Source organism: Streptomyces sp. NPDC104106, assembly GCF_055584345.1.
On sequence record NZ_JBVJMF010000004.1, the window covers coordinates 185,122 to 207,670 of the forward strand.

General features: G+C 71.6%; 21 protein-coding genes. 12 read left to right on the forward strand and 9 right to left on the reverse strand.

What is annotated here, in order from left to right:
* Positions 1–8: 8 nt before the first annotated feature.
* Positions 9–803: an AraC family transcriptional regulator gene (locus ACZ60X_RS11525; protein WP_469596429.1), complete on the reverse strand. Its 795-nt coding sequence runs from the start codon at positions 801–803 to the stop codon at positions 9–11.
* Positions 804–876: 73 nt separating this feature from the next.
* Here ACZ60X_RS11525 and ACZ60X_RS11530 point away from each other — a divergent pair, with 73 nt between their 5' ends.
* From ACZ60X_RS11530 to ACZ60X_RS11540, 3 genes are all read left to right on the forward strand, one after another.
* A complete protein-coding gene (locus tag ACZ60X_RS11530) occupies positions 877–1,695 on the forward strand; it encodes a phytanoyl-CoA dioxygenase family protein (protein WP_469597407.1) in 819 nt (272 codons plus the stop codon).
* Positions 1,692–1,967, forward strand: coding sequence for a hypothetical protein (locus tag ACZ60X_RS11535; protein WP_469596431.1), 276 nt, complete (start codon positions 1,692–1,694; stop codon positions 1,965–1,967). Before ACZ60X_RS11530 ends, ACZ60X_RS11535 begins: the two co-directional genes overlap by 4 nt.
* A gap of 764 nt (positions 1,968–2,731) precedes the next feature.
* The gene (locus ACZ60X_RS11540) at positions 2,732–3,940 is read left to right on the forward strand and encodes a hypothetical protein (RefSeq protein WP_469596434.1); all 1,209 of its coding nucleotides are present in this window, start codon (positions 2,732–2,734) and stop codon (positions 3,938–3,940) included.
* Between the two features lie 690 nt (positions 3,941–4,630).
* Here ACZ60X_RS11540 and ACZ60X_RS11545 read toward each other — a convergent pair.
* Positions 4,631–5,932, reverse strand: a complete 1,302-nt coding sequence (locus tag ACZ60X_RS11545; RefSeq protein WP_469596436.1) for an alpha/beta hydrolase family protein — start codon at positions 5,930–5,932, stop codon at positions 4,631–4,633.
* Between the two features lie 309 nt (positions 5,933–6,241).
* Here ACZ60X_RS11545 and ACZ60X_RS11550 point away from each other — a divergent pair, with 309 nt between their 5' ends.
* A complete protein-coding gene (locus ACZ60X_RS11550) occupies positions 6,242–6,439 on the forward strand; it encodes a hypothetical protein (protein ID WP_469596438.1) in 198 nt (65 codons plus the stop codon).
* Between the two features lie 316 nt (positions 6,440–6,755).
* Here the strand turns inward: ACZ60X_RS11550 and ACZ60X_RS11555 are convergent, their stop codons facing one another.
* Positions 6,756–6,947, reverse strand: coding sequence for a hypothetical protein (locus tag ACZ60X_RS11555; protein WP_469597455.1), 192 nt, complete (start codon positions 6,945–6,947; stop codon positions 6,756–6,758).
* On the opposite strand from ACZ60X_RS11555, the gene ACZ60X_RS11560 reads away from it, so the two are divergent.
* The 4 genes from ACZ60X_RS11560 (at position 6,861) to ACZ60X_RS11575 (ending at position 13,031) form a co-directional block, all read left to right on the forward strand.
* Positions 6,861–7,493 (forward strand): ATP-binding protein, encoded by a 633-nt coding sequence (locus tag ACZ60X_RS11560; protein ID WP_469597410.1) that lies wholly within the window; start codon positions 6,861–6,863, stop codon positions 7,491–7,493. The two genes, ACZ60X_RS11555 and ACZ60X_RS11560, sit on opposite strands and share 87 nt — an antisense overlap.
* A gap of 364 nt (positions 7,494–7,857) precedes the next feature.
* Positions 7,858–10,599 carry a PKD domain-containing protein gene (locus ACZ60X_RS11565; protein WP_469596440.1) on the forward strand — a complete coding sequence of 914 codons (2,742 nt, stop codon included), beginning with the start codon at positions 7,858–7,860 and terminating at the stop codon, positions 10,597–10,599.
* Between the two features lie 78 nt (positions 10,600–10,677).
* Entirely contained in the window at positions 10,678–11,640 is a 963-nt protein-coding gene (locus tag ACZ60X_RS11570) for an ABC transporter ATP-binding protein (protein WP_469596443.1), read from the forward strand.
* A complete protein-coding gene (locus tag ACZ60X_RS11575) occupies positions 11,637–13,031 on the forward strand; it encodes an ABC transporter permease (protein ID WP_469596445.1) in 1,395 nt (464 codons plus the stop codon). The genes ACZ60X_RS11570 and ACZ60X_RS11575 overlap by 4 nt, the downstream gene beginning before the upstream one ends.
* 52 nt (positions 13,032–13,083) lie before the next feature.
* On the opposite strand, the gene ACZ60X_RS11580 is transcribed toward ACZ60X_RS11575, so the two are convergent.
* The gene (locus tag ACZ60X_RS11580) at positions 13,084–13,212 is read right to left on the reverse strand and encodes a hypothetical protein (protein ID WP_469596448.1); all 129 of its coding nucleotides are present in this window, start codon (positions 13,210–13,212) and stop codon (positions 13,084–13,086) included.
* On the opposite strand from ACZ60X_RS11580, the gene ACZ60X_RS11585 reads away from it, so the two are divergent.
* From ACZ60X_RS11585 to ACZ60X_RS11600, 4 genes are all read left to right on the forward strand, one after another.
* Positions 13,205–13,336: a hypothetical protein gene (locus ACZ60X_RS11585; protein ID WP_469596452.1), complete on the forward strand. Its 132-nt coding sequence runs from the start codon at positions 13,205–13,207 to the stop codon at positions 13,334–13,336. The genes ACZ60X_RS11580 and ACZ60X_RS11585 overlap by 8 nt on opposite strands.
* A 320-nt stretch (positions 13,337–13,656) precedes the next feature.
* Entirely contained in the window at positions 13,657–15,540 is a 1,884-nt protein-coding gene (locus ACZ60X_RS11590; protein WP_469596454.1) for a potassium transporter Kup, read from the forward strand.
* 23 nt (positions 15,541–15,563) lie between these two features.
* A complete protein-coding gene (locus ACZ60X_RS11595) occupies positions 15,564–15,704 on the forward strand; it encodes a hypothetical protein (RefSeq protein ID WP_469596457.1) in 141 nt (46 codons plus the stop codon).
* Positions 15,705–15,795: 91 nt separating this feature from the next.
* Complete coding sequence (locus ACZ60X_RS11600) at positions 15,796–18,222, forward strand: NB-ARC domain-containing protein (protein WP_469596461.1); 2,427 nt, start codon at positions 15,796–15,798, stop codon at positions 18,220–18,222.
* On the opposite strand, the gene ACZ60X_RS11605 is transcribed toward ACZ60X_RS11600, so the two are convergent.
* From ACZ60X_RS11605 to ACZ60X_RS11625, 5 genes are all read right to left on the reverse strand, one after another.
* A complete protein-coding gene (locus ACZ60X_RS11605) occupies positions 18,215–19,840 on the reverse strand; it encodes a hypothetical protein (RefSeq protein WP_469596464.1) in 1,626 nt (541 codons plus the stop codon). The genes ACZ60X_RS11600 and ACZ60X_RS11605 overlap by 8 nt on opposite strands.
* 716 nt (positions 19,841–20,556) lie before the next feature.
* Positions 20,557–21,321 (reverse strand): enolase C-terminal domain-like protein, encoded by a 765-nt coding sequence (locus tag ACZ60X_RS11610; protein ID WP_469597413.1) that lies wholly within the window; start codon positions 21,319–21,321, stop codon positions 20,557–20,559.
* Positions 21,233–21,730, reverse strand: coding sequence for an enolase-like domain-containing protein (locus tag ACZ60X_RS11615; RefSeq protein WP_469596467.1), 498 nt, complete (start codon positions 21,728–21,730; stop codon positions 21,233–21,235). The genes ACZ60X_RS11610 and ACZ60X_RS11615 overlap by 89 nt, the downstream gene beginning before the upstream one ends.
* Positions 21,731–21,741: 11 nt before the next feature.
* Complete coding sequence (locus ACZ60X_RS11620; protein ID WP_469596470.1) at positions 21,742–21,915, reverse strand: hypothetical protein; 174 nt, start codon at positions 21,913–21,915, stop codon at positions 21,742–21,744.
* 173 nt (positions 21,916–22,088) lie between these two features.
* Entirely contained in the window at positions 22,089–22,484 is a 396-nt protein-coding gene (locus ACZ60X_RS11625) for a DUF5997 family protein (RefSeq protein ID WP_469596472.1), read from the reverse strand.
* Positions 22,485–22,549: the final 65 nt, after the last annotated feature.

A 22,549-nucleotide genomic window follows, 5' to 3' on the forward strand; every position in this document is an offset into this window, starting at 1 on the left:
CGGCAGCCTTACGGTCCTGGGCTGTCCAGCCTCGCGGGGGCAGCCGCACGCACGTTACGCGGGCTCGCGCCGAGTTCACGGCGGCAGGCCTTGTTGAAGGCCTGGAGATCGGCGATGCCCACGGAAGCGGCGATGGCGGTGATGGACAGAGTGGAGGACAACAGGAGGTGGCGGGCGCGTTGAAGGCGGCGATGCCGGATGTACGAAGCGACTGTGAGGCCGGTTTCGGCACGGAACACGCGCGTCAGGTGTGTGTGGGAGATTCCGACGGCGCGAGCGATGTCCGGTACGGACAACGGGCCGGCCAGGTGTTCCTCGACGTAGGCCTGGGCGACTGACACGAAGGGGTGGCGGCGCCCGGCTGCATCGCCGCTCGGCAACTCGGTGATGCGCCACAGAGCGGTCCAGACCTCGGCCGAGGCTCGCGGGGGAGAAGTCGGCATGGCCGTCACGGCGTGTCGGAGCAGATCGGCCAGGCGTGTGCTCTCGGCCGCGGCGTCCTGCATCACCGGCACCACCCGCGCGGTTCCGCCGTCGTGCAGCCGCAGATGGACGTAGATATGCTCCGACCTGCCCCGGTAGTGAAAGTGCACCTCCGTGTTCGGCGGCACCAGGCTGACGTGGCCGGGGCGTATGGGGTGGACCGACTGCCCGAGGGACAGAGCACCCTCGTAGTGGTAGAGGTGCAGCTGCCACAGGTCGGGCAGCCGGAAGACGTCGTGGGCGGTGGAGACGCCGTGCACCCCGATGCCGGCATCGACCACGGTGGGCGCCTCGTCGAGCCGCAGTGTTGTGTGCTTCACGAGGATGGAAAATTACCAGCAGTGGACGATTTCAGCCCACGACGGATCCCTGCAAGGCACGTACGTTCGTCGCATGTCAACCAGCAAGCAACTCCTGACATCGGTTCAGGTAGCGCGCTTCGTCGCGCAGGGATTCCTGCGCCTGGACGGGGTGGTGCCGCAGGAGATCAATGAACGGGCCATCGCGGCCTTGACCGAGGGCCTGCCGGAGGTGTCCTACGGCACCCCGCTGGGCGTGGCTTTCGCGCAGGACACGTTCGTCCACGAGCTGCTCGCCCTGCCGGTCGTCGCAGGCGCTGTCGAGAGCCTGGTCGGCCCCGAGCCGACCGTCGACCATCATGCGGTGCATGTGCGCGAGCCGCACGAGGGACAGGCGCAGCCGCTCCATGGAGACGCGATCATCGATGTGCGGCCGGACGCGTTCGACATCCAGCTCATGTACTACCCGCACGAGGTGACCGCCGAGATGGGCGGCACCCTCAGCGTGCCCGGAAGCCATCTGCGCAGGATCAATGAGACGGACGTCGGCCGCGTCCAGAACCTCAGGGGGCAGATCCGTCTGACCTGCCCGGCAGGCACGGTCGTTCTCGTGCACCACGGTATCTGGCACAGTGGCCGCCGCAACGACACCGCGGGTCGCCGCTACATGTACAAACTCCGCCTCAACCCCACCGTGCCGCAGGTGCGTCTGTGGGACCTCTCCGACCTGCACGACCCTGCGGTGGCCGCGGAACTCAATACGTACTTCCCCTGGTACGAGCAGGCCACGGCCCGACTGGAGATCTTCAACCGGGTCCTGCTGTGGCGGGCCCTGACCGGTGACGACTCGTTCGATGTCGAGTACTGGGTCACGCGCGTGAACAATCGGCCCACTTTGAGGAGTCGCGCATGAGGCAGCAGGTTCTGGTCCTCTATCTCGCGACGTCGGCGCTGGACTCCGATGTCGTGGGCTGGTCCCGATACGACGGGACCGGCCGGACCCGTCCGACGACCGGCGACAGCGACGAACCGCCTTACCCCACTGGGCTTGCCGCGCTGCACGACGGGTGGCGCCTGTTCCAGGCCTCCCAACTGCTGCCACCTCAGTCCGGTCATGAGTACGACGTCTCCTTCCTCAAACACGAGTTCTTCTTCGAGAAGGTGGAGGACGGCTCACCCTCTTGACCCGGTGCTGGAACTGCTGCTCCTGTCCGGTGGGTGGCGTAGCCGTGGGGGACGTTGAGGTGGCGGACCCATGTGCTGGGGGCGGTTGCACCGGGCGAGGGCGGCGGGGATGACGCCGCGCAGGGGCGGGCGGAACTCCCATCTCGGCGGCGACGTGCGAGATGGGGCGGGTGCGGCAGCGCTCAATGAGCCCCCGCCGGCCCTCGACCGTAAGAGGTGCATTGCGGTGCGGCATACCTAGTGCCACGGCAGGCGACGTTTGCCCGTCGAGGAGCGGCGTCCGGTGCGTGCTGTCGGCGTGCCGGCCGGAAGTCCTCGTACTGGGCGTACCTGGGCTTTCGGCCGGTGCGGCGAGTGGGGGGCACCTCCCGCGCAGCGGCGGAGCGTGCCGGGCGTCGCGACGGGGCGAGTGTTGCCTGCCCGGGCACTGGATCCCTCTGCCGCTGGCGGCGGATCGCCGGGCGGGCTGGCCCGGGGCGGCCGGGAACGGTGTGGCGCCGGTCGCGGCGACAGAGAGGTCCCCGAGCCGGGCGGCGTCGCCGGGGTCGACGGCGTACGCGCGGACCCCGCCGTCGTCGGACGAGTCCGGCCGCCGTCCCACAGGGGCGCCGGCAGGCCGCCGTCCGGCTCACGCGGTGGGGGTCGTCCGAGGCGGTGCCACCACCGAACTGCCCGTCAGCAAACCCACACCAAACGACGGGAACCCGGCCGGTCGCGGGGAACGTCCTTCCCTCGGAAGCGATCAGCCGAAGTGGGGTGAGCACGTGTCGTTGCGAGGCACCTGGCATCGGTGGGCGCTCGGGCTGTGGGCGCTGGTGTGGCTGCTCGCGTACGTGCCGGGCGGCGGCTACTCGTGGCACTACTTCGCCCACGGCAGTGCGCTGCTGTTCGACGGTTCCGGCGCGAGCCCGGCGGGCGGCCTGCACCTCTACGCGAACTATCCGAGCCTCCAGATAGGGCCGGTCGCCTTCATCGGCGCCCAGGCGCTGCGCTCGATCGGGTCCGACAACGGGATGGTGGCGGGCCAGCTGGCGATGACGGCCGCCGGCCTGCTGGTACTGCACACCCTGGAGCGCTGCGCGGTCCTCGCGCGCCCGGACCTGCTGCGACGGCCCACCGCCCTGCGGCGGACCGTGCTCCTGGGCGGCGGCGTGTTCCTCGTCGTATGGGAGTCACTGTCCGTGCACTACGGCCACCTCGACGACGTGCTGGCGCTGCTCTTCGCCGTGCTCGCGGTACGGGCCCTGTTTGCGGACAGCCCGGCGTTGGCGGGGCTCTGCCTGGGCCTGGCCGCCGACTCCAAGCCCTGGGCACTGGCCTTCGTGCCGCTGGTCCTGGCCGCGCCCCGGATGCGGCGGCGGCACGTCGCGGTCTACGCGGCCGCCACCGTCCTGCTCGCCTGGCTGCCCTTCGTGATCGCCGACCCGGGCACGCTCACCGCCGCGCAGTACACCATCGTCAACGAGCCCTCCTCGGCCCTGCGCGCGCTCGGCGTCGCCACGGCCGGGACGCCCTCGTGGGACCGCACCGCGCAGCTCGCCCTGGGCTGCGCCCTGGGCGTGCTCGCGGTCGTGCGACGCCGCTGGCCGGCGGTGCTGCTGCTGGGGGTCGGCGCCCGGATCGTGCTGGACCCGGGCGTCTACGACTACTACACCGCCGGTCTGCTCCTCGGCGCGCTGTGCTGGGAGCTCCTGGGCCTGCGGCGCCCCGTCCCGGTGTGGTCTCTGGCCGCCTTCACGGGCCTGCATCTGGCGCCGGGTGTCATCGGCGACGCGTCCCTGCTCGGGACCCTGCGGCTGTGGACCGTGCTGCTGCTCACGGCAGGCGTCCTGCTCCTCCCGCAGCGCTGGTGCGCCCAGGAGGAACTACCGGGCGCCGCTGCCGACGCGATCGCCGATCCGGCAATGGTCCTCGGTGACGTCCATCGGCTCCCGAAGCGGTTCGAGACGGTGCCGGCCGGGCGTACCGACTAGTAGCTGGGGCTAGTGCCCGGGCAGGCAGCGTTCGCCCCGTCGCGACGCCCGGCACGCTCCCCGCCGCGCGGGAGGTGCCCCCACTCGCCGCACCGGCCGAAAGCCCACGTACGCCCAGTACGAGGACTTCCGGCCGGCACGCCGACAGCACGCACCGGACGCCGCTCCTTGACGGGCAAACGTCGCCTGCCGGGGCACTAGTGGCTGGGGCTAGCTGCTGCCCGCTCCTTGTCGGCGCCTTTCCGCTGCGGGCCGGATCGGATACCGGACGGTGGTCCCCTCCGGGCGCGCATCGCTGCTCGGTCCGCTCGTGGCGATGGAGGCGGACGAGCTTGGAGGGCTGCACGCCGTTGCGCAGTGGCGTGTCCTCAGCGACCATCGGCCGAAACCGGAGCGTGCGGGCAGGGTCTCCCGGGCGGGCAGTGGGTCGCGGCCGACGCGGCACGGCGGCCTCGTGAGCCGGTGTGGTGGATGACCATGCCGTGGACCCGGCCCAAGGGGCCCTTGTGACTTCCGCATGCCCCAGCTGGGTGGGTCCGCTGCCGAAGTACGTCCGAGCCCACGTGTTGGGAGACCAGTCGGCGACGGCTGCCGCTCGGCGCCCCACCCGTGGACGCCACGCGGTGCCCAGCGTCCGGAGGGGCGTACGAGGTGCGCTGTGCCCGCCCAGAACCCGCTGCCTGCTGCACCTCAGCCGCGGTCGGTGCGGAACGGGGCGCAGGGGGCGGGCGTGTGTGCTGCGTGTGTGTCGAGGAAGGCGAGGAGGTCGCAGATGGACTGGCCGAGGACTTCGTCGTGGCCCGCGCCGGGATACGTGCGGGCGATGATCGAGGGCGAGCCGAGGCGGCGCAGGTTCTGGACCACGGCAGCGGTCCACGCGGGCGGCACGTCGTGGTCGTCCTGGCCTTGGATGACCGCGACCGGGGTGCGGATGGCGGCTCGGTCGGGGTCCCCGTAGGCGCCCATCTCTTCCCCGATCCGCGCAAGTTGGCCGGCGCTCAGCGGCAGGGCCTGTTCGGTGTCGAGGTGACTGAGCGCCTGGTAGCCGTCCGCCTGGCACTGGGCGAGGAACCGGACGGCGACGTCTGCCGCAGGGGACCCGAGCAGTGACCGCAGTGTGTGGGAGGGCTCGGCGGCACTCAGACCGGCCAGTGCGTAGAAGGTGAAGGACAGCTCGCTGGGCACGTGCGAGGCTTTGACACCGGGCAGCATCGCTTCCAGGTGGCTGGCCGGGGCGATGGCGACCGTACCGGCCAGACGGGTGGCCCCCGCTCGGTCGGGAGCCTGGGCGGCGAACAGCGCCGCCTGCCCGCCCTGGGAGTGCCCGACCGCGAACCAGAGGTCTCCCAGGCCGGGCAGGAGATGGTGGGCGGCGGTGACGATGTCCACGACCGCGTTGCCTTCGTCCGCGCCCACCAGGTAGGTGTGCATGCCGGGGGTGCCCAGGCCCGGATAGTCCGAAGCGGTCACCGCGTAGCCCGCCTGCAGCAGTGCGCGCACTTCCTTGGCATAGGCGTCGGACCCCAGGTTCGCCATCTGCGACGGTGCACAGGAGTCGGCGACGCCCGTGGTGCCGTGTGCCCAGGACACCACCGGCCACCCGCCGCGCGGCGGTGCGCCCGGCGGGAGAAGGACCGTGCCGCTGACGGCGACGTCGGCCCGGCGGGCGTTCACCGAGTGGTAGAGCACGGTCCAGCGCCGGGCGCCACCGAACCGGGTGTCCCTTCCGTGGTCGGTTGCAGCGATCAGCGTGCCCGGGGGGCGATCGGGCAGCGGCTGCGGTACTTGGTAGGTGTGGTCGACCACTGAGACCTGTGGCAGTGCCGGACTGGCGGCCGCGTTCGCGGCGGCCCCGGACGGCTCCACGGCACAGCCGCCGGCCGCCATGACGAGCGCGACCGTGACTGCCGCCGTGCGAAGCGTCCCGGCGAGGTGCACCGCCCGCACAGCAGAGCAGCGGACCCGGAGATGGTGGTTGCTCGGCGTCCTCACGTGACCGTCCCTTCGCAGCCGCTGACTGTGATCACCATGGCATCCACAGCATCGGGGCGCACCCGGGACGCCGTTGGGGTGCGATGTCGCGCAGTTGGTGCTGGTTACTGGGCCGCCGATGCCCTGACCGGGGTCAGGAGCCCCTTGGACCGTCCGCTGGGCGTGAAGGCGTTCACCTACTCGCGAGTCCAGGCCGATGAGCGGTACGCGGCCGACCTGGCCGTCGAGCGGAGCAGGCGATCGGCCCTTCCGGACGCGGACAGCTCGTTCGCCAGTCGACGTCCGTGGCCAAGCCGACCATCGCCGGCGGTGCGACGTCGCGGCCGCGTCCCTCCCGCGCTCTGGACAGGTGCTCTCCTCGCGCCGCTGGGCTGGACCGGTTACGTGCTGTGGATCGGGCAGCACACCGGTGATCTGCTGCACGGGTACTTCCAGGTCCCGAGCGTCTGGGACTCCCGCCTCGACTTCGCCACCGGCACGCTGAGGTTCCTCAAGGGCGGCTGCTGAACGGCGGCGGGGCCGTACAACCGATCGCCCTGATGATCACCGCGGCGAGTCTCGTACTGTTCCTCCTGCTGGACCTGGACAGGGCCCCGCTGCCTCCGGTCGTCTTCGGCGGTGTCCTGCCGGCCATGGTGACCGTGGTCTCCGGCCCCTTCTCGTCCAAGCCCCGCTTCCTGCTCCCCGCGTTCCCGCCGCTGCTGCCCACGGATTGCGGCCTGGTGCGGGCATGGCGCACAGGACCGGAACGGGCCGCACCGGTGGGCGGCAGCCTGGCCGCCGCGTCCTTGGTCTACGGCGCCTGGCTCGTGCAGATCGCCCATCAGCCCCTGTGCGGCGACCGACGCACGGCCTGTCCGAACTCCCGCGCCGTGAACGCGACTTCGCCACCAACACCTCCCACCAGCTGCGCACCCCGCTCACCGGCCTGCAGCTCGCCCTGGAGGCGGGCCTCGCCCAGGACGACGACGCCAGGCTGCGGCCGGTACTGGCCGAGGTACTGGCCACTGCCCATCGCCTGCACCACACGGTGGAGGAAGTGCTGCGCCTGTCCCGCTCGCCGGACCCGTCCCGCCCAGCCGCCGGGGACACCACGGTGGCACAGCTTCTCCGGGACGCGGAGGAGCGCTGGCACGGGCTGTTCGCGGCCGACGGCAGACGTCTGGAGTGCGGCACACGCGACGCGCCCGCGGATGTGGAGGTCCCCGGTGGTCCGGTTGCGGAGGTGCGCGGCATCCTGCTGGACAACGCCCGGGTGCACGGGAGCGGAACCACGCGGATCGTGGTTGCGGGACCTCGACGACGCCCTCGCCTTCGACGTGAACGACGAGGGGGCCGCGGAGGGCGGACCCGGCCCGGCTGTTCGACCGCGGACACACCGGCAGCGGTCAGGGAACGGGCGTCGGCCTCGCCCTCGCCGCCGACCTGGCCGTGTCCCTGGGCGGCCGGCTCTCCTTGGCCAGCAGAGCTCCGGCCACCTTCACCCTGCTGGTCCCGGTCCTCGGAGCCGACTCCGAGGCCGACGCCTCGCCCGAGTAGGAGCACACCCCGACGGCTGTAGGACCGGTGCTCCCCACGCTCGCCGCGGTGGTGCGGTCCGCAGCCGAAGGCGGGGGGCCACGGTCGAGGACGCCTGCGGCGAGTTCCCCCCACCCCGACCAGCGCCTGGCGTCCCGGTACGTCGGCATCCCGACGAACATGCTGCCGAAATCGGTGACGGGCAGGACGGAATACCCCGTTGTCCCGCTCCTCGCCGACGGCCGGGACGGCTCGTAGGGGGACGGCAGGCAAACGTTGCGTGGCGAACAAAGTCGATCACGCCGAGTGACTTGTCGTGCCCCTGACTCATTGCCACAATCCCGTATGGCTCCATTCAGCGCGCGTAGATTCGCGCGCCTTCGCGCGCCTCCGACACGGGAGTGCCAATGAAGAGATCGAAGAAGTTGCTGCTGACCGGTGGCGCGGGCCTCGCCCTGCTGTTCGGCGGGGTGGAGAGCGTGGCTCACGGCGTCGGGATCGCTGAGGCCGCCCACCCCGCGACGGGTGTCGGCTCGTGCACGCTGAAGGGGTACAACCCGGCGACGACCCCCTCGAAGGCCAAGGACCTGCCGCCCGGCAAGCGTCCGATGACGTACAAGCCGGACGACTTCGACTGCTCCGGCGCGAAGTTCGCCGCGCCCGGCGTGGAGTTCGCGAAGTTCCCGCAGCCCAAGAACTTCAAGATCACCGACAAGAGCGTCGTGCGGACGGCCGGTGGTCATCAGACGATCATAGGGAAGCCCACAGTGGCGGTGAACCCGCTGACGCCGTACTTCCCGCCGTTCCAGCACTTCGTGATCATCTATCGCGAGAACCACACCTTCGACGACTACCTCGGCGACTGCGCCACAACGATCGCCGCCGGCTGCAACGGCCAGGTGGAGAGCACCAATCACATGAGCTCCGTTCCGGACCTGCACCAGCTGGCCAAGACCTACTCGCTGTCCGACTCGTACAGCACCGGCGTCCAGCCGCCGTCCGGCCCCAACCACTGGTTCCTGTTCTCGGGGCAGTCCTCGTCCAGCAGCCAGCAGCAGTCCTACCCTTCGAACGGCACCCAGTTCGACCGGTTCCTGCAGAGCGACCAGGGCCCCACGGACGAGGGCACCAGCGCCTGCACCGCTCCGTCCGGCACCAGCAGTGGCACCAGCCCGTACTCGATGATCGTGAACGGTGACATCTACTGGATGCTCAACAGTGGCAGCGGCTACTGGAAGAACCCGGCCGACGGCAAGACCGAGGTCCTGCCGCCCAACCGTCCGGGCACTACCATCCCCGAAGAGCTGCACACCAACGAGTACACCTGCAACAACCAGAGCATCCCCGACAGCACCGTCTCCGGCGACTACCTCAACTTCGTCAACAAGTACGGGATGCCGGCCTACAACTACGTCGAGCTGTTCAACGACCACCCCGGCACGTACCAGGACATCGCCGGGAACGACACCGCGACGAACAACATCGTCAGCTCCATCATGAGCAACCCGACGTACAAGAACAACACGCTGATCGTCGTCACCGAGGATGACACCCAGAACGGCAGCAACGGCCCGGACCACGTCAGCAACACCTACCGCGTGCCGCTGCTCGTCATCGGGAACCCGGCCTACGTCAAGCAGCACTACGTCTCCCACGTGGCGTACACGACGGCCAACGTGCTGGCGGCGATGGAGCGCACGATGGAGAACGTGCACTCCGGTGTCATCGACCCGAACAACAACCTGGGCTCGTCCACCTTCCCGATGACGACCGCGGACCAGGCCGCGCTCGGCGACCCGCTGGAGGACTTCTGGGTCCAGGGTGCGACCCCCCTGTCCGCGAGCGCCAAGGGCTCGCCGACCACCGGCAACGCGCCGCTGACGGAGAACTTCACCGGCTCGGCGACCGGCGGCACGGCCCCGTACGCGTACAGCTGGAACTTCGGTGACGGGTCGACCAGCACGTCGCAGAACCCGAGCCACACCTACAGCACCGCGGGTACCTACACCGCGACGCTGACCGTCACGGACAGCGCCTCGCCCGCCAACACCGCGACCTCGCAGGTGACGACCACGGTCAGCGCCGTCGGCAACCCGCTGGCCGCAAGCGCCTCGGCCACCCCGACCTCCGGCCAGGTGCCACTGAACGTCGCCTTCACCGGCACCGGCACCGGTGGCACGCCGGGGTACACCTACAGCTGGAACTTCGGTGACGGGTCGACCAGCACGTCGCAGAACCCGAGCCACACCTACAGCACCGCGGGTACCTACACCGCGACGCTGACCGTCACCGACAGCGCCTCGCCGGCGAACTCCGCGTCCTCGACTGTGACCGTGACAGCCTCGCCGATCGCCGCGACGGTACCGGGCGCGCCCACCGGCCTGACGGCGACAGCCGGAACCGGGCAGGTCGCGCTGAGCTGGACACCACCGGCCAGCACCGGCGGCGAGAACCTCACCTCGTACAAGGTCTACCGCGGCACCTCCAGCGGCGGCGAGTCGCTGCTGACCAGCGGCGGCTGCAGCGGACTGGGCGCGGTGACCTCGTGCACCGACACCGGGCTCACCACGGGGCAGACCTACTACTACAGGGTCACCGCGGTGAACAGCGTGGGCGAGGGGGCACAGAGCAACGAGGCGTCCGCCACCCCCACCGGAAGCACCGGCTGCCAGGCGAAGCAGCTGCTCGGCAACCCCGGCTTCGAGAACGGCAGCTCCAACCCCGCTCCGTGGACCGCGTCCTCCGGCGTGATCAGTAACTCCTCCTCCGAGCCGCCGCACTCCGGCAGCTGGGGCACGTGGCTGGACGGCTACGGGACCACCCACACCGACACCCTGTCGCAGACGGTGACCCTGCCGAAGGGCTGCACCTCGGAGCAGCTGAGCTTCTGGCTGCACGTGGACACGGCGGAGACCTCGACCACGACCGCCTACGACACGCTCAAGGTGCAGGTGCTGAACAGCTCCGGCACGGTGCTGGGCACGCTGCACACCTACTCCAACCTCGACCGCGTCACCGGATACGCGCAGCACACCTTCGACCTCTCCCCCTACGCGGGCCAGACGGTCACGCTCAAGTTCACCGGCGCGGAGGACTACGAGTACCAGACCTCCTTCGTGCTCGACGACACCGCGATCAACGTGCAGTGACCAGCGCCACTCGGTAACGGCCCCCGTTCCCCCCAGCGGGACGGGGGCCCACTTGCTCGCCGGCTGAGGAGGGAACGGATGGACACGACCATCGCAGTGAGGGGCCACGGCATCACCAAGGTCTTCGGTGACGTCGTCGCGCTCGACCATGTCGATGTAAGCGTCGCGCAGGGGCAGATCCACGGCCTGGTCGGCCCGAACGGTGCGGGAAAGACCACGCTGCTGGGCCTGATGCTGGGCCTGGCCGTCGCCGACGAGGGGGATCTGGAGATCCTCGGCGCTTCAGTGGGCCGTGGGCTGCCGGAGCCTGACGGTGTCTCCGGGTTCGTCGACGGACCCGGCCTCTACCCCACTCTCACCGCGAAGCAGAACCTCGCGACGCTGGTTTCGCTGCAGCCCGACGACTCGCTCGCCGGTGATGTCGGCGAGGCTCTGGAGCAGGTCGGACTCACCGAGGCCGCCGATGAGAAGGTCCGCGGCTTCTCCCTGGGGATGCGCCAACGACTGGGACTGGCCGCGGCGTTGCTGACCAAACCGCGCCTGCTGGTACTCGACGAGCCGTCCAACGGCCTGGACCCGGCGGGCAAGAGGCAGGTGCACCAGGTCCTGCGCCGGCTCGCGGCCGAGGGCGTCACGGTCGTCCTGTCCAGCCATCGGATGGACGATCTGGAGGCGCTGTGTTCCGAGGTCACCATCCTGGCCAAGGGGCGTGTGGTGTTCTCCGGCCCGTTGAAGAAGCTCAGCGATGAGAAGCACGAACTCGACTACCGGCTGCGCGCCCTGGATCCGTCCGCCGCGCTCGCTGTCGCGGCCGGAACGCCCGGCGTTCGCGTCGTCGAGGACTCCGCCGCCGCGGCACGACCGGACAACGACGTGATCGTCGTACGCGCGCGGGCGGCTGCTCTGGACGAACTCGTGGCGCGGATCGTGCGCGCGAACATCCCCGTGCGCGAACTCGCGCCCGTCGTCTCGCCGCTGGAAGCGGCCTTTCTCTCCCTGACGGACCAGCTCGCCCTCGCCGGGCAGGAGGCCGACCAATGACCACGACCTTCACCGACACCCCCGCCGCCGGATCCGGAGCCGGGGCCGGGGTCGGGCTGAAGCCCGGGACGGCCGGCAGACGCCCGGTTCCGGTGGTCCGGATTCTGCGGATGGAGCTGGTCAAGCAGTTCTCTGCCTGGCGGGTGCGCCTGCTGGTGCTGCTGTGCTGGCTCGGTCCGGGCCTGCTGGTGTTCGCGATCGACCAGCAGAGCACCCTGCCGTCCGATACCCTCTTCGGCCGGTGGATGCACGCCACCGGCTGGGCCGGATCGTTGGTGGTGCTCGGCGTCGCCGGCACATGGGCCCTGCCGCTGGTCACGTCCGTGGTCGCCGGCGACGTCTTCGCCTCCGAGGACCGGCATGGCACCTGGCGCCACCTGATCATCGCCGTCCGCTCGCACCGGCGGATCTTCGCGGCCAAGGCGATCGCCAGCGTCACCGTGATCGGACTGCTGGTAGCCGGTCTGGCCGTCTCCAGCATGCTCGGCGGACTGCTCGCGGAGGGGAACCAGCCGCTGATCGGCCTGGACGGCCACCTGCTCACCGGCGGGGACGCGACCGGCAAGGTCCTGCTGGCGTGGGTCTGCGTGCTGGCGCCGACGCTCGCCCTGGCCGCCATCGGGCTGCTCGGGTCGGTGGCCCTGGGCCGATCCCCGATGGGCCTGCTGCTGCCCGTGATCGCCGCCCTCGGGATGCAGACGGCGCAGATGCTGCCGCTGCCGGTCCCGGTGCGCCTGGCACTGCCCGGTTACGCCTTCATCTCCTGGAACGGCCTGTTCACCGATCCCCAGCAGCTGGGGCCGTTGCTGATCGGCATCGGGGTCAGCCTGGTGTGGGCGGTCGTGGCGACGGTACTGGCCTGTCTGTTGTTCCTCCGCCGGGACTTCACCAACGTCAACAACGACGGCGCCGGACGCAGGGCGCTGACCTTGGGTGCCCTCCCGCTGGCGGGCGTGCTGGCCGCGACGGTCGGTGTCGTTGCCGTCGGGACCGGGGCGGGCGGTTCCGGCATCACCCAGGACAAGGTGCAGCGGTCGGTGGCCACGGTGTTCGCCCACCTCTACCCGTTCCAGCAAGCACAGATGCGCCAGCAGGCGTTCACCGCAGCGCAACTGCGGACCACAGCGGCCTGCGACAAGAGCGAGGGGCTCGGGGCGCAGGCAGGGCCGGGGAACGACTGGCGCTGCACGGTCTCCTGGAACGTTCCCGGCTACAACGTCACCGCCCAGGCCGTCTACCAGGTCGATGTCACCCCGACCGGGCGCTACATCGCCGACGGGGACGGACCGGTGCAGGTGAACGGGTACTTCCTGATCATCAATGCCGGCAAGCCGACGCCCAACCCGCTGTGGCAGTTCGACGGCAACGTCGACCTGATCTCCGGTCACTGAGTCAGCCGGGCGCGAGGCCGGGTGGCGACACCCGGCCGGCCCTCGCTTCCGTTCAGCCCGCTTCAGCCGCCGCGACGGGCTCGGTGCCGCTCCGGGCGCGCAGCACCAGGGCGGCGAGGACGGGGACTGCGAGGTTCGGCGCCGACGAGATCAGTCCTGGGTCCCGGTTGCCGATGGCCACGCCGCCCGAACTCGCCGTCGGCAAGCTCCCCGCTGCGCACGACGCGGGAGACGGTCGTCAGCTGACCGGCGGCCCGCCCCCGGCCTGCCGCTCGGCCGGCAAGCCGCCGTACCTGCTCGTGTGAAACCCCGCGGAACGCCCCGATCCGCCGCAACCTCCACCCCTCATCCGAGGCCGCCGCCATCGCCTCCACCCGGGCCTCGTCCAACGCACCCACCAAATAATCCAGGTGGATTGCTCAGCGGCTCCGTCCAACGAAACGGCCTCCGCCTACCGGTATTCGCACCGCTGATCGGTATTGTCCGCTCCGGTGCGCCGGGCCGGCAGCACAGCAGCCCGCGAGGAGGAGGAATCACCATGGCCGATCGCGAGCAAGGGCCTGTACCGCATGACGGATTGCCGTCGGGGGCGCCGGAGGCGCGTCGTGCGGGCGGGCATGACCCCGTGCGCCTCGCGTTGGTGATCGGCGCCCTCGGTGTGGTCTTCGGCGACATCGGGACCAGCCCGATCTACACCCTCCAGACCGTTTTCGACCCGGGCGACCCGCACCCGATCCCGGTCACCACGCAGAACGTGTACGGCGTGGTGTCGCTGGTGTTCTGGTCGGTGGTGGTCATCGTCCTGGTCACCTATGTGCTGCTGGCGATGCGCGCCGACAACGAGGGCGAGGGCGGCATCATGGCGCTGATCACCCTGGTACGGCGATGGAGCTCGCGGCGGGCCGGACGAACCGCTGCCGTACTGGCCGCGCTGGGCATCTTCGGGGCGTCGTTGTTCTTCGGCGACAGCATGATCACTCCGGCGATCTCGGTGCTGTCCGCGGTGGAGGGGCTCAAGGTCGTCCAGCCGTCGCTGCACAGTGCGGTCGTACCCATCACCGCGGTGATCATCGTCCTGCTGTTCCTGGTGCAGCGCCGGGGGACCGCGGCGGTGGGCCGGGTGTTCGGGCCGGTCATGATCGCCTGGTTCATGGCCATCGGCGCGTGTGGCGGCGCCGGCATCGCCGGCCATCCGGCCATCCTCAGGGCGCTGTCGCCGACGTACGCGCTGGGCTTTCTGTTCGGCCATTTCGGTACCGCTTTCTTCGCGCTGGCCGCGGTCGTGCTGGCGGTCACCGGCGCCGAGGCGTTGTACGCCGACATGGGGCACTTCGGTCGCCGGGCGATCACCCGCGCCTGGATGTTCCTCGTCTTCCCCGCCTGCATCCTGAGCTATCTCGGACAGGGCGCGCTGATCCTCGCCGATCCGCACAACGTCAGCAGTCCGTTCTTCCTGCTCGCACCGGGCTGGGGGCGGCTGCCGATCGTCGTGCTGGCCACGGCCGCCACGGTGATCGCGTCCCAGGCCGTGATCACCGGCGCGTACTCGGTGACCTCTCAGGCCGCCCACTTGGGCTACCTGCCGAGGCTGCGGATCGCGCACACCTCCGAGTCCACCATCGGCCAGATCTACGTCCCCTGGATCAACTGGCTGCTGATGGTCTCGGTCCTCACCCTGGTCTTCGCCTTCCGCAGCTCCGCAGCCCTGGCCTTCGCGTTCGGCATGGCGGTCACCGGCACCATCACCATCACGACCCTGCTGTTCTTCTACGTCGCCCGCGCGAAATGGGGCACGCCGAGGTGGCTGGTCGCCGTCGGCGCCACTGTGCTGCTCTTCGTGGACCTGCTGTTCGTGGCGGCCAACATGACCAAGCTCGTCCACGGTGCGTGGCTGCCGCTGCTGATCGGCCTGACCGTGTTCACCGTCATGACGACCTGGCAGCGCGGCCGTGAGCTCGTCACAGCTGAGCGGGCACGGCTCGAAGGTCCGCTCCCCGAGTTCATCGAAGCCCTCCGATCGGGGAAGGTGTCGACGCTCCGGATCCCGGGCACGGCGGTCTTCCTCAACCGGGGCAAGCAGACCGCTCCCCTGGCCATGCGGGCCAACGTCGAGCACAACCACGTACGCCACGACCAGGTCGTGATCCTCTCCCTGGAGACAGAACCCGTACCCCGGGTCCCGGCCGACCAGCGGCTGGCCGTCGACGACCTCGGCTACACCGACGACGGGATCATCCACGTCACCGCCCGCTTCGGCTACATGGAGACACCGGACGTGCCCGGCACCCTGACGATGCTCACCCCGGCCCAGACCGAAGGACCGTTGCAGCTCGACCAGGCGTCCTACTTCCTGTCGAAGATCGACCTCCGGCGCGGCACATCACCGACGATGGCACCCTGGCGCAAGCGGTTGTTCATCGCCACCTCGTACATCACCGCCGACGCGGCCGAGTACTTCGGCCTGCCCCGCGACCGCACCGTGATCATGGGCTCCTACATCGAGGTGTAGGCGCGGGCGGTCGCGTGTACCGGATGCGGGCGTCCGTCGGGTTCGTGACCGGCGTGCGGCATCCGCGAGACGAGGGGGGCATCGTGCAGATCCTGCCGGTCGTACTGGTCGTGACCAACAAGGACAACCCCGAGCGCACGGTCCGGCTGAGTTTCCTCGGCTGACTCCGGCGGTGCCGACTGGGAATCCGGCGAAGATCCTTCTACCGTGGTCCACGCCGGTCCCGGTGCCGCCGGACGACGTGAAGGGGGCTTGGTGGAAGCCGAGTTGGGGACGCTCGCCGCGCAGGGGGCCACGGCTCTGGTCGGGCTCATGGTCACGGACGCCTGGCTGCAGATGAAACAGGCGCGACGCCGGGTCACCCGCTGGCTCGCCCGGCGCGACGCGGACGGTGAACTGGACGCCGCGCGCGAGGAGCTGGCGGCGGCACGGCAGCAGGGCGACGAGGACGGCGCCGCCGACCGGGTCGCCGCCGACTGGGAACGGCGCCTGCTGCGCATCCTGGAGGACGACCCCGAGGCGGCGGAGGAACTGCGGCGGCTGCTGGCCGAGCTGCTGCCGGGGGCGTCGTACGACATCGCCTTCGACGTCCCCTCGCTCGCACCGGCGGCGGGCGTCCAGCCCGACCATCTCCCCGCCCGCACCGGCACGTTCAGCAACCGCGTCGCCGAACTCGACCGGCTCGACCGCGTGTGCGGCGAGCCCGACCGCGTCAACCTGGCGGTGCTCGCCGGGCTGCCCGGCGTCGGCAAGACCGCGATCGCCTGCCGCTGGGCGGACAAGGAACGCGACCGCTTCCCCGACGGGCTGTTCTACGTCGACTACGGCGCCCTGCGCGACGAGTCCGCCGTCGGCGCCGCCATGGGGCCCGCCGAGGCCTCCCAGGCCCTCGCCTCGATCCTGCGGGCGCTGCTCGGGAGCGACGCCCATGTCTCCGAACGGTTCGAGGAGTTGAGGCGGCAGTACGAGACCCACTCGCGCGGCCGGCGCATGCTCGTCCTCATCGACAACGTCACCCTGGCCGCCCAGGTGCGCGCGCTGATCCCCACGGGCCCCGGCAGCACCGTCATGGTGACCAGCCACAGCAAGCTCGGCGAACTGGTCGCCGTGGACGGCGCCGAACTCGTCGCGCTGGAACCGCTCGATGCGCGCGGCGGCCTGGAGCTGCTGGCCGGCCAGTGCGGAGGGGAGGCGGTGACCGCCGAACGCACCGCGGCCGAACGCCTTGTGGAGCTGTGCGGCGGGCTCCCGGTGGCGCTGCGCATCGTCGCGACCCGGCTCACCACCGGCGACGCCCCGAGCCTGTCCTATCTGGCCGATGAGCTGGCGGACGAGGCCGAACGGCTGGCGGGCCTCTCCCTGCCCGGCGGCGACCACTCGCTCTCGGCGGTCCTCGGCCCCTCCTACCGGCTGCTGCCGCCCGGACCGGCCCGGATGTTCCGGCTGCTGGGCTGGCTGCCCGCCGGGCTGTTCGACGAGTCCGTCGCGGCCGCCGCCGCGGGTGTCGACCGGCGCACCGCACGGCGGCTGCTGCGCGAACTGGCCGCCACGAGCCTGCTGGAGACCGACCGCGACGGCCGCTACCGCGTCCACGACCTCGTCCGCCTCTACGCCCGCGAGCGCGCCGCCGCGGAGGAGCGGCCCGCCGAGGAGACCGCCCTGATCGAGCGGGTCACCACCCACTACCTCGTCCTCACCGCCCTCGCCGACCGGGCGCTGCGCGCGGACCGGCTGCGCGTCGCCGACCTGGCCGAGCTGCCGACGGGTGCCGGCGACCCGTTCTCCGCGCCGGGCGACCCCGCCCCGCTGACCTGGCTCGACGCCGAGTGCCCGGCGATCCTCGCCGTCCTGCGCGCGGCCGTACGCCACCGCCTGTACGCCCTCGCCTGGCCGCTGGCGGAGGCGTTCACCGTGCTGTTCCTGCACCACCGTTACCTCGGCGCCTGGAAGGAGTCGCTCAGCCTCGGCGTCGAGGCCGCCGCCGCTCTCGCCGCCGACCCGGCCGCCCCCGCCGGCACCGCCGCGCAGGCCCTGGCCGGGGAGGCCCGGCTGCGCAGCCTCCTGTCCCGCCCGCTCACGGACCTCGGCGAACACGACCGCGCCCGCGATGAGCTGGAACGGGCGGTCGCGCTCGCCGAACCCACCGACCGGCTGCTGCTGCGCGCCTCCGTCCAGGAGTTCCACGGCCGCCACCTCGACCTCTTCGACCCGGTCCGCGCGGTGGAGACGTACCGCTACTGCCTCGACCTCAACCGCCGTGCCGGAGACCGGCGCGGCGAGGCCCTGGCACTGCTCTTCCTGGGCTCGGCACTGGACGCGCGAGGAGATCACGAGCAGGCCCTCACGCTGCTCCGCCAGGCGCGCACGGACCTGCTGAACCTGCCGGAGCCGGACGAGCGCATGGCGGCCCGCGCGCTCCTCGCCATCGGCCGCGCCCACGCCCACCGCGACGCGTTCGACGAGGCCTTCCAGGCCCTGGAAACGGCCGCCGACACCCTGCGTCGGCGGCGCGCGTACAGCTACGAAGCGGACGCGCGTGAGCACCTCGCCGACCTCGCGGAGCGGACCGGGCGTCACCCGGACCGGGTGCGCGCCTGGCTGGCCCGGGCCCTGGAGATCCACGAGGCGAACGGCAACCGGCGCGCCGACGACGTACGCCGCCGGCTCGACGGTCTCAGCTGACGGGCGGGGACGCCGGGCGAGGCCGCAGGACGACGTCCTCGTCCCGCACCCCGGCGAGGCGCAGCGTCAGCGGTTCCCCGTCCGGCGGCCGGCCCTGGCGCAGGCTCGCGTGGACGACCGCCGCCGCGAGCCCGGCCGCCGTCGCCGGTCCGGTCACCGCCGCCTCCACCACCCGGCCGTCGCGCAGTCCGACCAGATGGCGGCCGTCCCGCACCGGGCACGCGGCCAGCAGACTGCCCGGCAGCCGCGCCAGCGTGTCCCGGATCCAGCGCAGCGCCTCGGCCGCCGTCCCGGCCGGTGCGGCCCGGTCGATCACCGAGGCGCTCTCCAGCAGCCGCCGGTCGCGTTCCGTGTCCGAGCAGGCGAGATGGGCGAAGCGGTCCGGCGACGCGTCGGGGCCGCTCTCCTCGGCCTCCGGCCCGCCGTGCGCGTACGCCCGCGCCACCGCCGGATACCGTCGCACCGCGACCACCGGGCCGGACGCCTCCTCGCTCACCTCGGTGACGACCAGCCAGGACGTGACGGGCGCGGCGGGCCGTTCCGGGGCGGGCAGCAGCAGGTCCGGCGGGGGCGCGGAGCCCGGCTCGGGCAGGTCCAGCAGGTCGTACACGGCCGTGCGCAGCCGCGCGAGCGCCCGCCCCGGCCCGGCGAAGGCCCGCCGGGCCACCGCTTCGTACCGCTCGGGGGTGTGGTCGCGTACGGCGTTCTCGATCTGCGCCGCGAGATCCGCGTCCGGATCCAGGCGTGGAGCCGCCGCGGCCAGATCGTCCGCCGCCGTGCCCGGCACCGCGTCGGCGCCGAAGGCCGCGAGCAGCACCGGCGTGCCGAGGGCGGCACCGTAGAGGGTGACCGAGCCGTGGTCGCCGATCACGAGGTCCGCCGCGACGAGCGCCGGCCGCCAGGCGTGCACCGGCGGCATCAGCATCAGGCCCGCTTCCAGCGCCGAGGCCTGCAGCGCGCGGAGCTGCCAGTCGCCGTGCGCCGACGGGACGTTGGGGTGGACGACGGCCGCCACGCGGTAGGCGTCGTGGGGGAGTGCGCCCAGGAGGCGCACCGGCAGATCCGGGTGCCGGCCGAGCAGGGAGGTGGGGCCCCAGGTGGAGCTGACGACGACGAGCCGCTGATCCTCCGCGACGCCGAGGGCCGTGCGACAGGTGTCCCTGCGTGCCCGGCCGGTGAGCAACTCGTCGTAGCAGGGGTCGCCCAGCAGCAGGGTGCGGCCCGCGGTCTTGGGGTGGGCGGCGAGCAGCTGCCGCTCCTGCTCCGGGTGCGACACGGCGAGCCAGGCGCGGCCGGATTCCAGCAGGGCGTCGGAGACGAGGCCGGAGAGCCGGTCGTGCGGCCCGCGGGCGTCCGGGACACGCTTGTGGAAGCCCACGCCGTGCGGCAGCACCAGGACCGGGCAGTCACCCTCCGGCAGGTCCACGTTCTCGCTGGCCGTGAGGATCAGATCGGCCCGGATCTCCGCCAGCTGCGCCCAGGGCATGACCCGGCAGCCGGCGGCCCGCAGGAGGTCGGGCACCCCGTCGGCGAACGCGGAGCCGGGGTCGTGCGCGAAGACCACGCTCACCCGGGGGTCGTCGCGCAGCACGGCGGGCAGGGCTTCGAGGACACGCACGGTCGAGGTCACGGTACGGGCGGCGACGACGAGCGTCCGGTCGGCGGGAAACGTACGCCAGCGGTGCGCGTCGGGACCTACCGGAACCCGGAGGAAGCCGGGCCCGGCGGCGGCCGGAACCCCCGCGAAACCGTCAGCGGTTTGCGGGTTTGCGGGTTTGCGGGTTTGCGGGTTTGCGGGTTCGCGGGTTCGCGGGTTCGCGGGTTCGCGGGTTCGCGGGTTCGCGGGTTCGCGGGTTCGCGGGTTCGCGGGTTCGCGGCACAGTCGCCCCTATCACGTGACAAATCGGCTGACAACCCTTCAGGTCTGCACGCCCCCGGCGGACCGCTCCACGGTAACGAATCACGGAGAGTGAGCCCAGGCCGCTGCGCAGAGTGCCCGGTCCACCTCCTCGGTGTAGCGCGCCGCCGCCAGCCACGCGCGGGCGAACCGGGCCGGGCCCGCCGACAGGAGGCGGCCGAAGACTTCAGCAGCCGCCCCGAGGCGTTGCGGCACACCACGTTCCCGCTGCCGAGGGCGGCCTCGTAGTCGCCGGCCGACACCCACCCCATGCGTGCCTCCCGCACCCGTGCTGATCAAGTGACGGGAACTGTAGAGCAGGACACTGACAACGCCCGCGGGCCCTGGGGAGGAAGGGCTCGCGGGCGTCACGGGCGGGGCTGCCGGCCGCTGCCGAGGTGGCCGGGGCAGCGGGAGAACCGCCGTCCCCGGGGCGCTCACCCGCGCGACAGCCGCAGTTCGTAGTCCGGCTGGAAGCGGCGCATGTACCCGGCGTCGTCGCGGCTGCGCACCCCGGAGTCCAGGTACAGCCGGTGCAGGCGGTCGAGGGCGTCGTGGTCGAGCCGCACTCCGAGCCCCGGGCCGGTGGGGACCGCGACGCCTCCGTCACGCAGTTCCAGCGCGCCGGGAACGATCACGTCGTCGGCCACGTTCCAGGGACAGTGCGTGTCGCAGGAGTGGTCCAGGTTCGGGATGGCCGCGGCGACATGGGTCATGGCGGCGAGACTGATAGCGAGGTGCGAGTTGGAGTGCATGGACAGCGTGATGCCGAACGCCTCGCAGACGGCGGCCAGTTCGCGGGTGCGACGCAGACCGCCCCAGTAGTGGTGGTCGCTGAGCAGGGGGACCTGTACGGCGTTCCGCTCGATCGCCGGCCGCAGATGCTCCCAGGCGATCACACACATGTTGGTGGCGAGCGGCAGCGGTGACCTCCCGGGCGACCTCGGCCGTGCCGTCGATGCCCGCGGTGGGGTCCTCCAGGTATTCCAGACCCCGTCGAGTTCCCGGGCGACGCGGCGCGACGTCTCCACGGTCCAGGCGACGTCCGGGTCCAGCCGCAGCGGCTGTCCGGGGAAGGCCTCCGCCAGCGCCCTGATCGCGGTGATCTCCTCGTCAGGCGGGAGGACACCGCCCTTCAGCTTGAACGACCGAAAGCCGTACCGCTGCCATGAGCCGGGCCTGCTCGACGATCGCCGCAGGATCGAGCGCTCCGCCCCAGCCGTCCCGGACGGCGGACCGGCCGTCCAGGGCGGGGTGTTCGGGCCACTTGGAGTAGAGGTACGCGGCGAAGGGCACCGTGTCTAGGACCCGGCGGCCCAGCAGGTCGCTCACGGGCCGGCCGAGGAGCCGGCCCTGCGCGTCCAGGCAGGCGACCTCCACGGCCGAGGCGGTCCAGCCGCGTTCGTGGGAGCTGGGCACGGTGGGCAGCAGGGTGGCGTCGATCGCGGCGGCGACGGCGGCCGTGTCGAAGACGTCCATACCGCGGACGATCTTCGCCGCGGCCCGCAGCCGTTCCAGGCGGGCTTCGCCGCCCGGTGACTCGCCGAGCCCCACCGTGCCGTCGTCGAGCACCAGGTGGAGGACGAGGCGCAGCGCCGGCGGCTCGTGCACGCCGTTGGAGTTCAGCAGGGGCGGGTCGCGGAAGGCGATCGGGGTGACGATGAGTGGGTTCCGGTGTCGTTCCTGCCGTCGCCGTCCGGGTCGCGGGTGGCGAAGGCCTTGGCGAGCGTGAGCATGTCCTGCCAGGTCCTCGGCCGCGGCAGACCGAGCTTCTCGCGCCAGTCCTTGCGGACCATATCTAAATGATCGGCCAAGCTGCGGATCGCGTCGTTCCGTATGTCAAGACATGAGAGTGAGTCTTCACGTCTGTGACGCTCCCGAGCACGACAACGCCCCCACCGCCGTGCGAATCGGCGAGGGGGCGTCGGGGGAGGGGGCGGAGCGTCCCGCAAGGGGAGCGCCCGGCGCGTCAGGGGCGCGTCTGCTCGGCGCGCTCGGCGTTCCTCTTCTTGATGCGGACCGCTTCCTTGCGGACCTCGGCCTGGGTGGCGCGCTCCTTCACCAGCCACTCGGGCCCCTCCTGCTTGAGGGCCTCGATCTGCTCGGTGGTCAGCGGCTCGGTGACCCCGCCGCGCGCGAGACCGGCGATGGACACCCCGAGTTTCGCGGCGACCACCGGGCGCGGGTGCGGGCCGTTGCGGCGCAGCTCGCTCAGCCACTCCGGCGGGTTCGCCTGCAGCTCGCTCAGCTCGGCGCGCGTGACGACGCCCTCCTGGAACGAGGCGGGGGTGGCGGGGAGGTACACACCCAGCTTCTTCGCCGCGGTCGCGGGCTTCATCGTCTGGGTGCTCTGCTGCGAACTCATGAGGCCAAGGGTATCGGCCGCGTCCCGGCCCGCCGACCACGGCCGGTCGCGGGGCCTCGGCCACG

What these genes read in the sequence shown, in the direction of transcription:
- ACZ60X_RS11625 (WP_469596472.1), bottom strand. Translation starts at nt 22,484, where the DNA reads ATGAGTTCGCAGCAGAGCACCCAGACGATGAAGCCCGCGACCGCGGCG.
- ACZ60X_RS11595 (WP_469596457.1), top strand. Translation starts at nt 15,564, where the DNA reads ATGCGGGCGTCCGTCGGGTTCGTGACCGGCGTGCGGCATCCGCGAGAC.
- ACZ60X_RS11565 (WP_469596440.1), top strand. Translation starts at nt 7,858, where the DNA reads ATGAAGAGATCGAAGAAGTTGCTGCTGACCGGTGGCGCGGGCCTCGCC.
- ACZ60X_RS11555 (WP_469597455.1), bottom strand. Translation starts at nt 6,947, where the DNA reads ATGGGCAGTGGCCAGTACCTCGGCCAGTACCGGCCGCAGCCTGGCGTC.
- ACZ60X_RS11575 (WP_469596445.1), top strand. Translation starts at nt 11,637, where the DNA reads ATGACCACGACCTTCACCGACACCCCCGCCGCCGGATCCGGAGCCGGG.
- ACZ60X_RS11585 (WP_469596452.1), top strand. Translation starts at nt 13,205, where the DNA reads ATGGCCACGCCGCCCGAACTCGCCGTCGGCAAGCTCCCCGCTGCGCAC.
- ACZ60X_RS11620 (WP_469596470.1), bottom strand. Translation starts at nt 21,915, where the DNA reads ATGGTCCGCAAGGACTGGCGCGAGAAGCTCGGTCTGCCGCGGCCGAGG.
- ACZ60X_RS11530 (WP_469597407.1), top strand. Translation starts at nt 877, where the DNA reads ATGTCAACCAGCAAGCAACTCCTGACATCGGTTCAGGTAGCGCGCTTC.
- ACZ60X_RS11570 (WP_469596443.1), top strand. Translation starts at nt 10,678, where the DNA reads ATGGACACGACCATCGCAGTGAGGGGCCACGGCATCACCAAGGTCTTC.
- ACZ60X_RS11535 (WP_469596431.1), top strand. Translation starts at nt 1,692, where the DNA reads ATGAGGCAGCAGGTTCTGGTCCTCTATCTCGCGACGTCGGCGCTGGAC.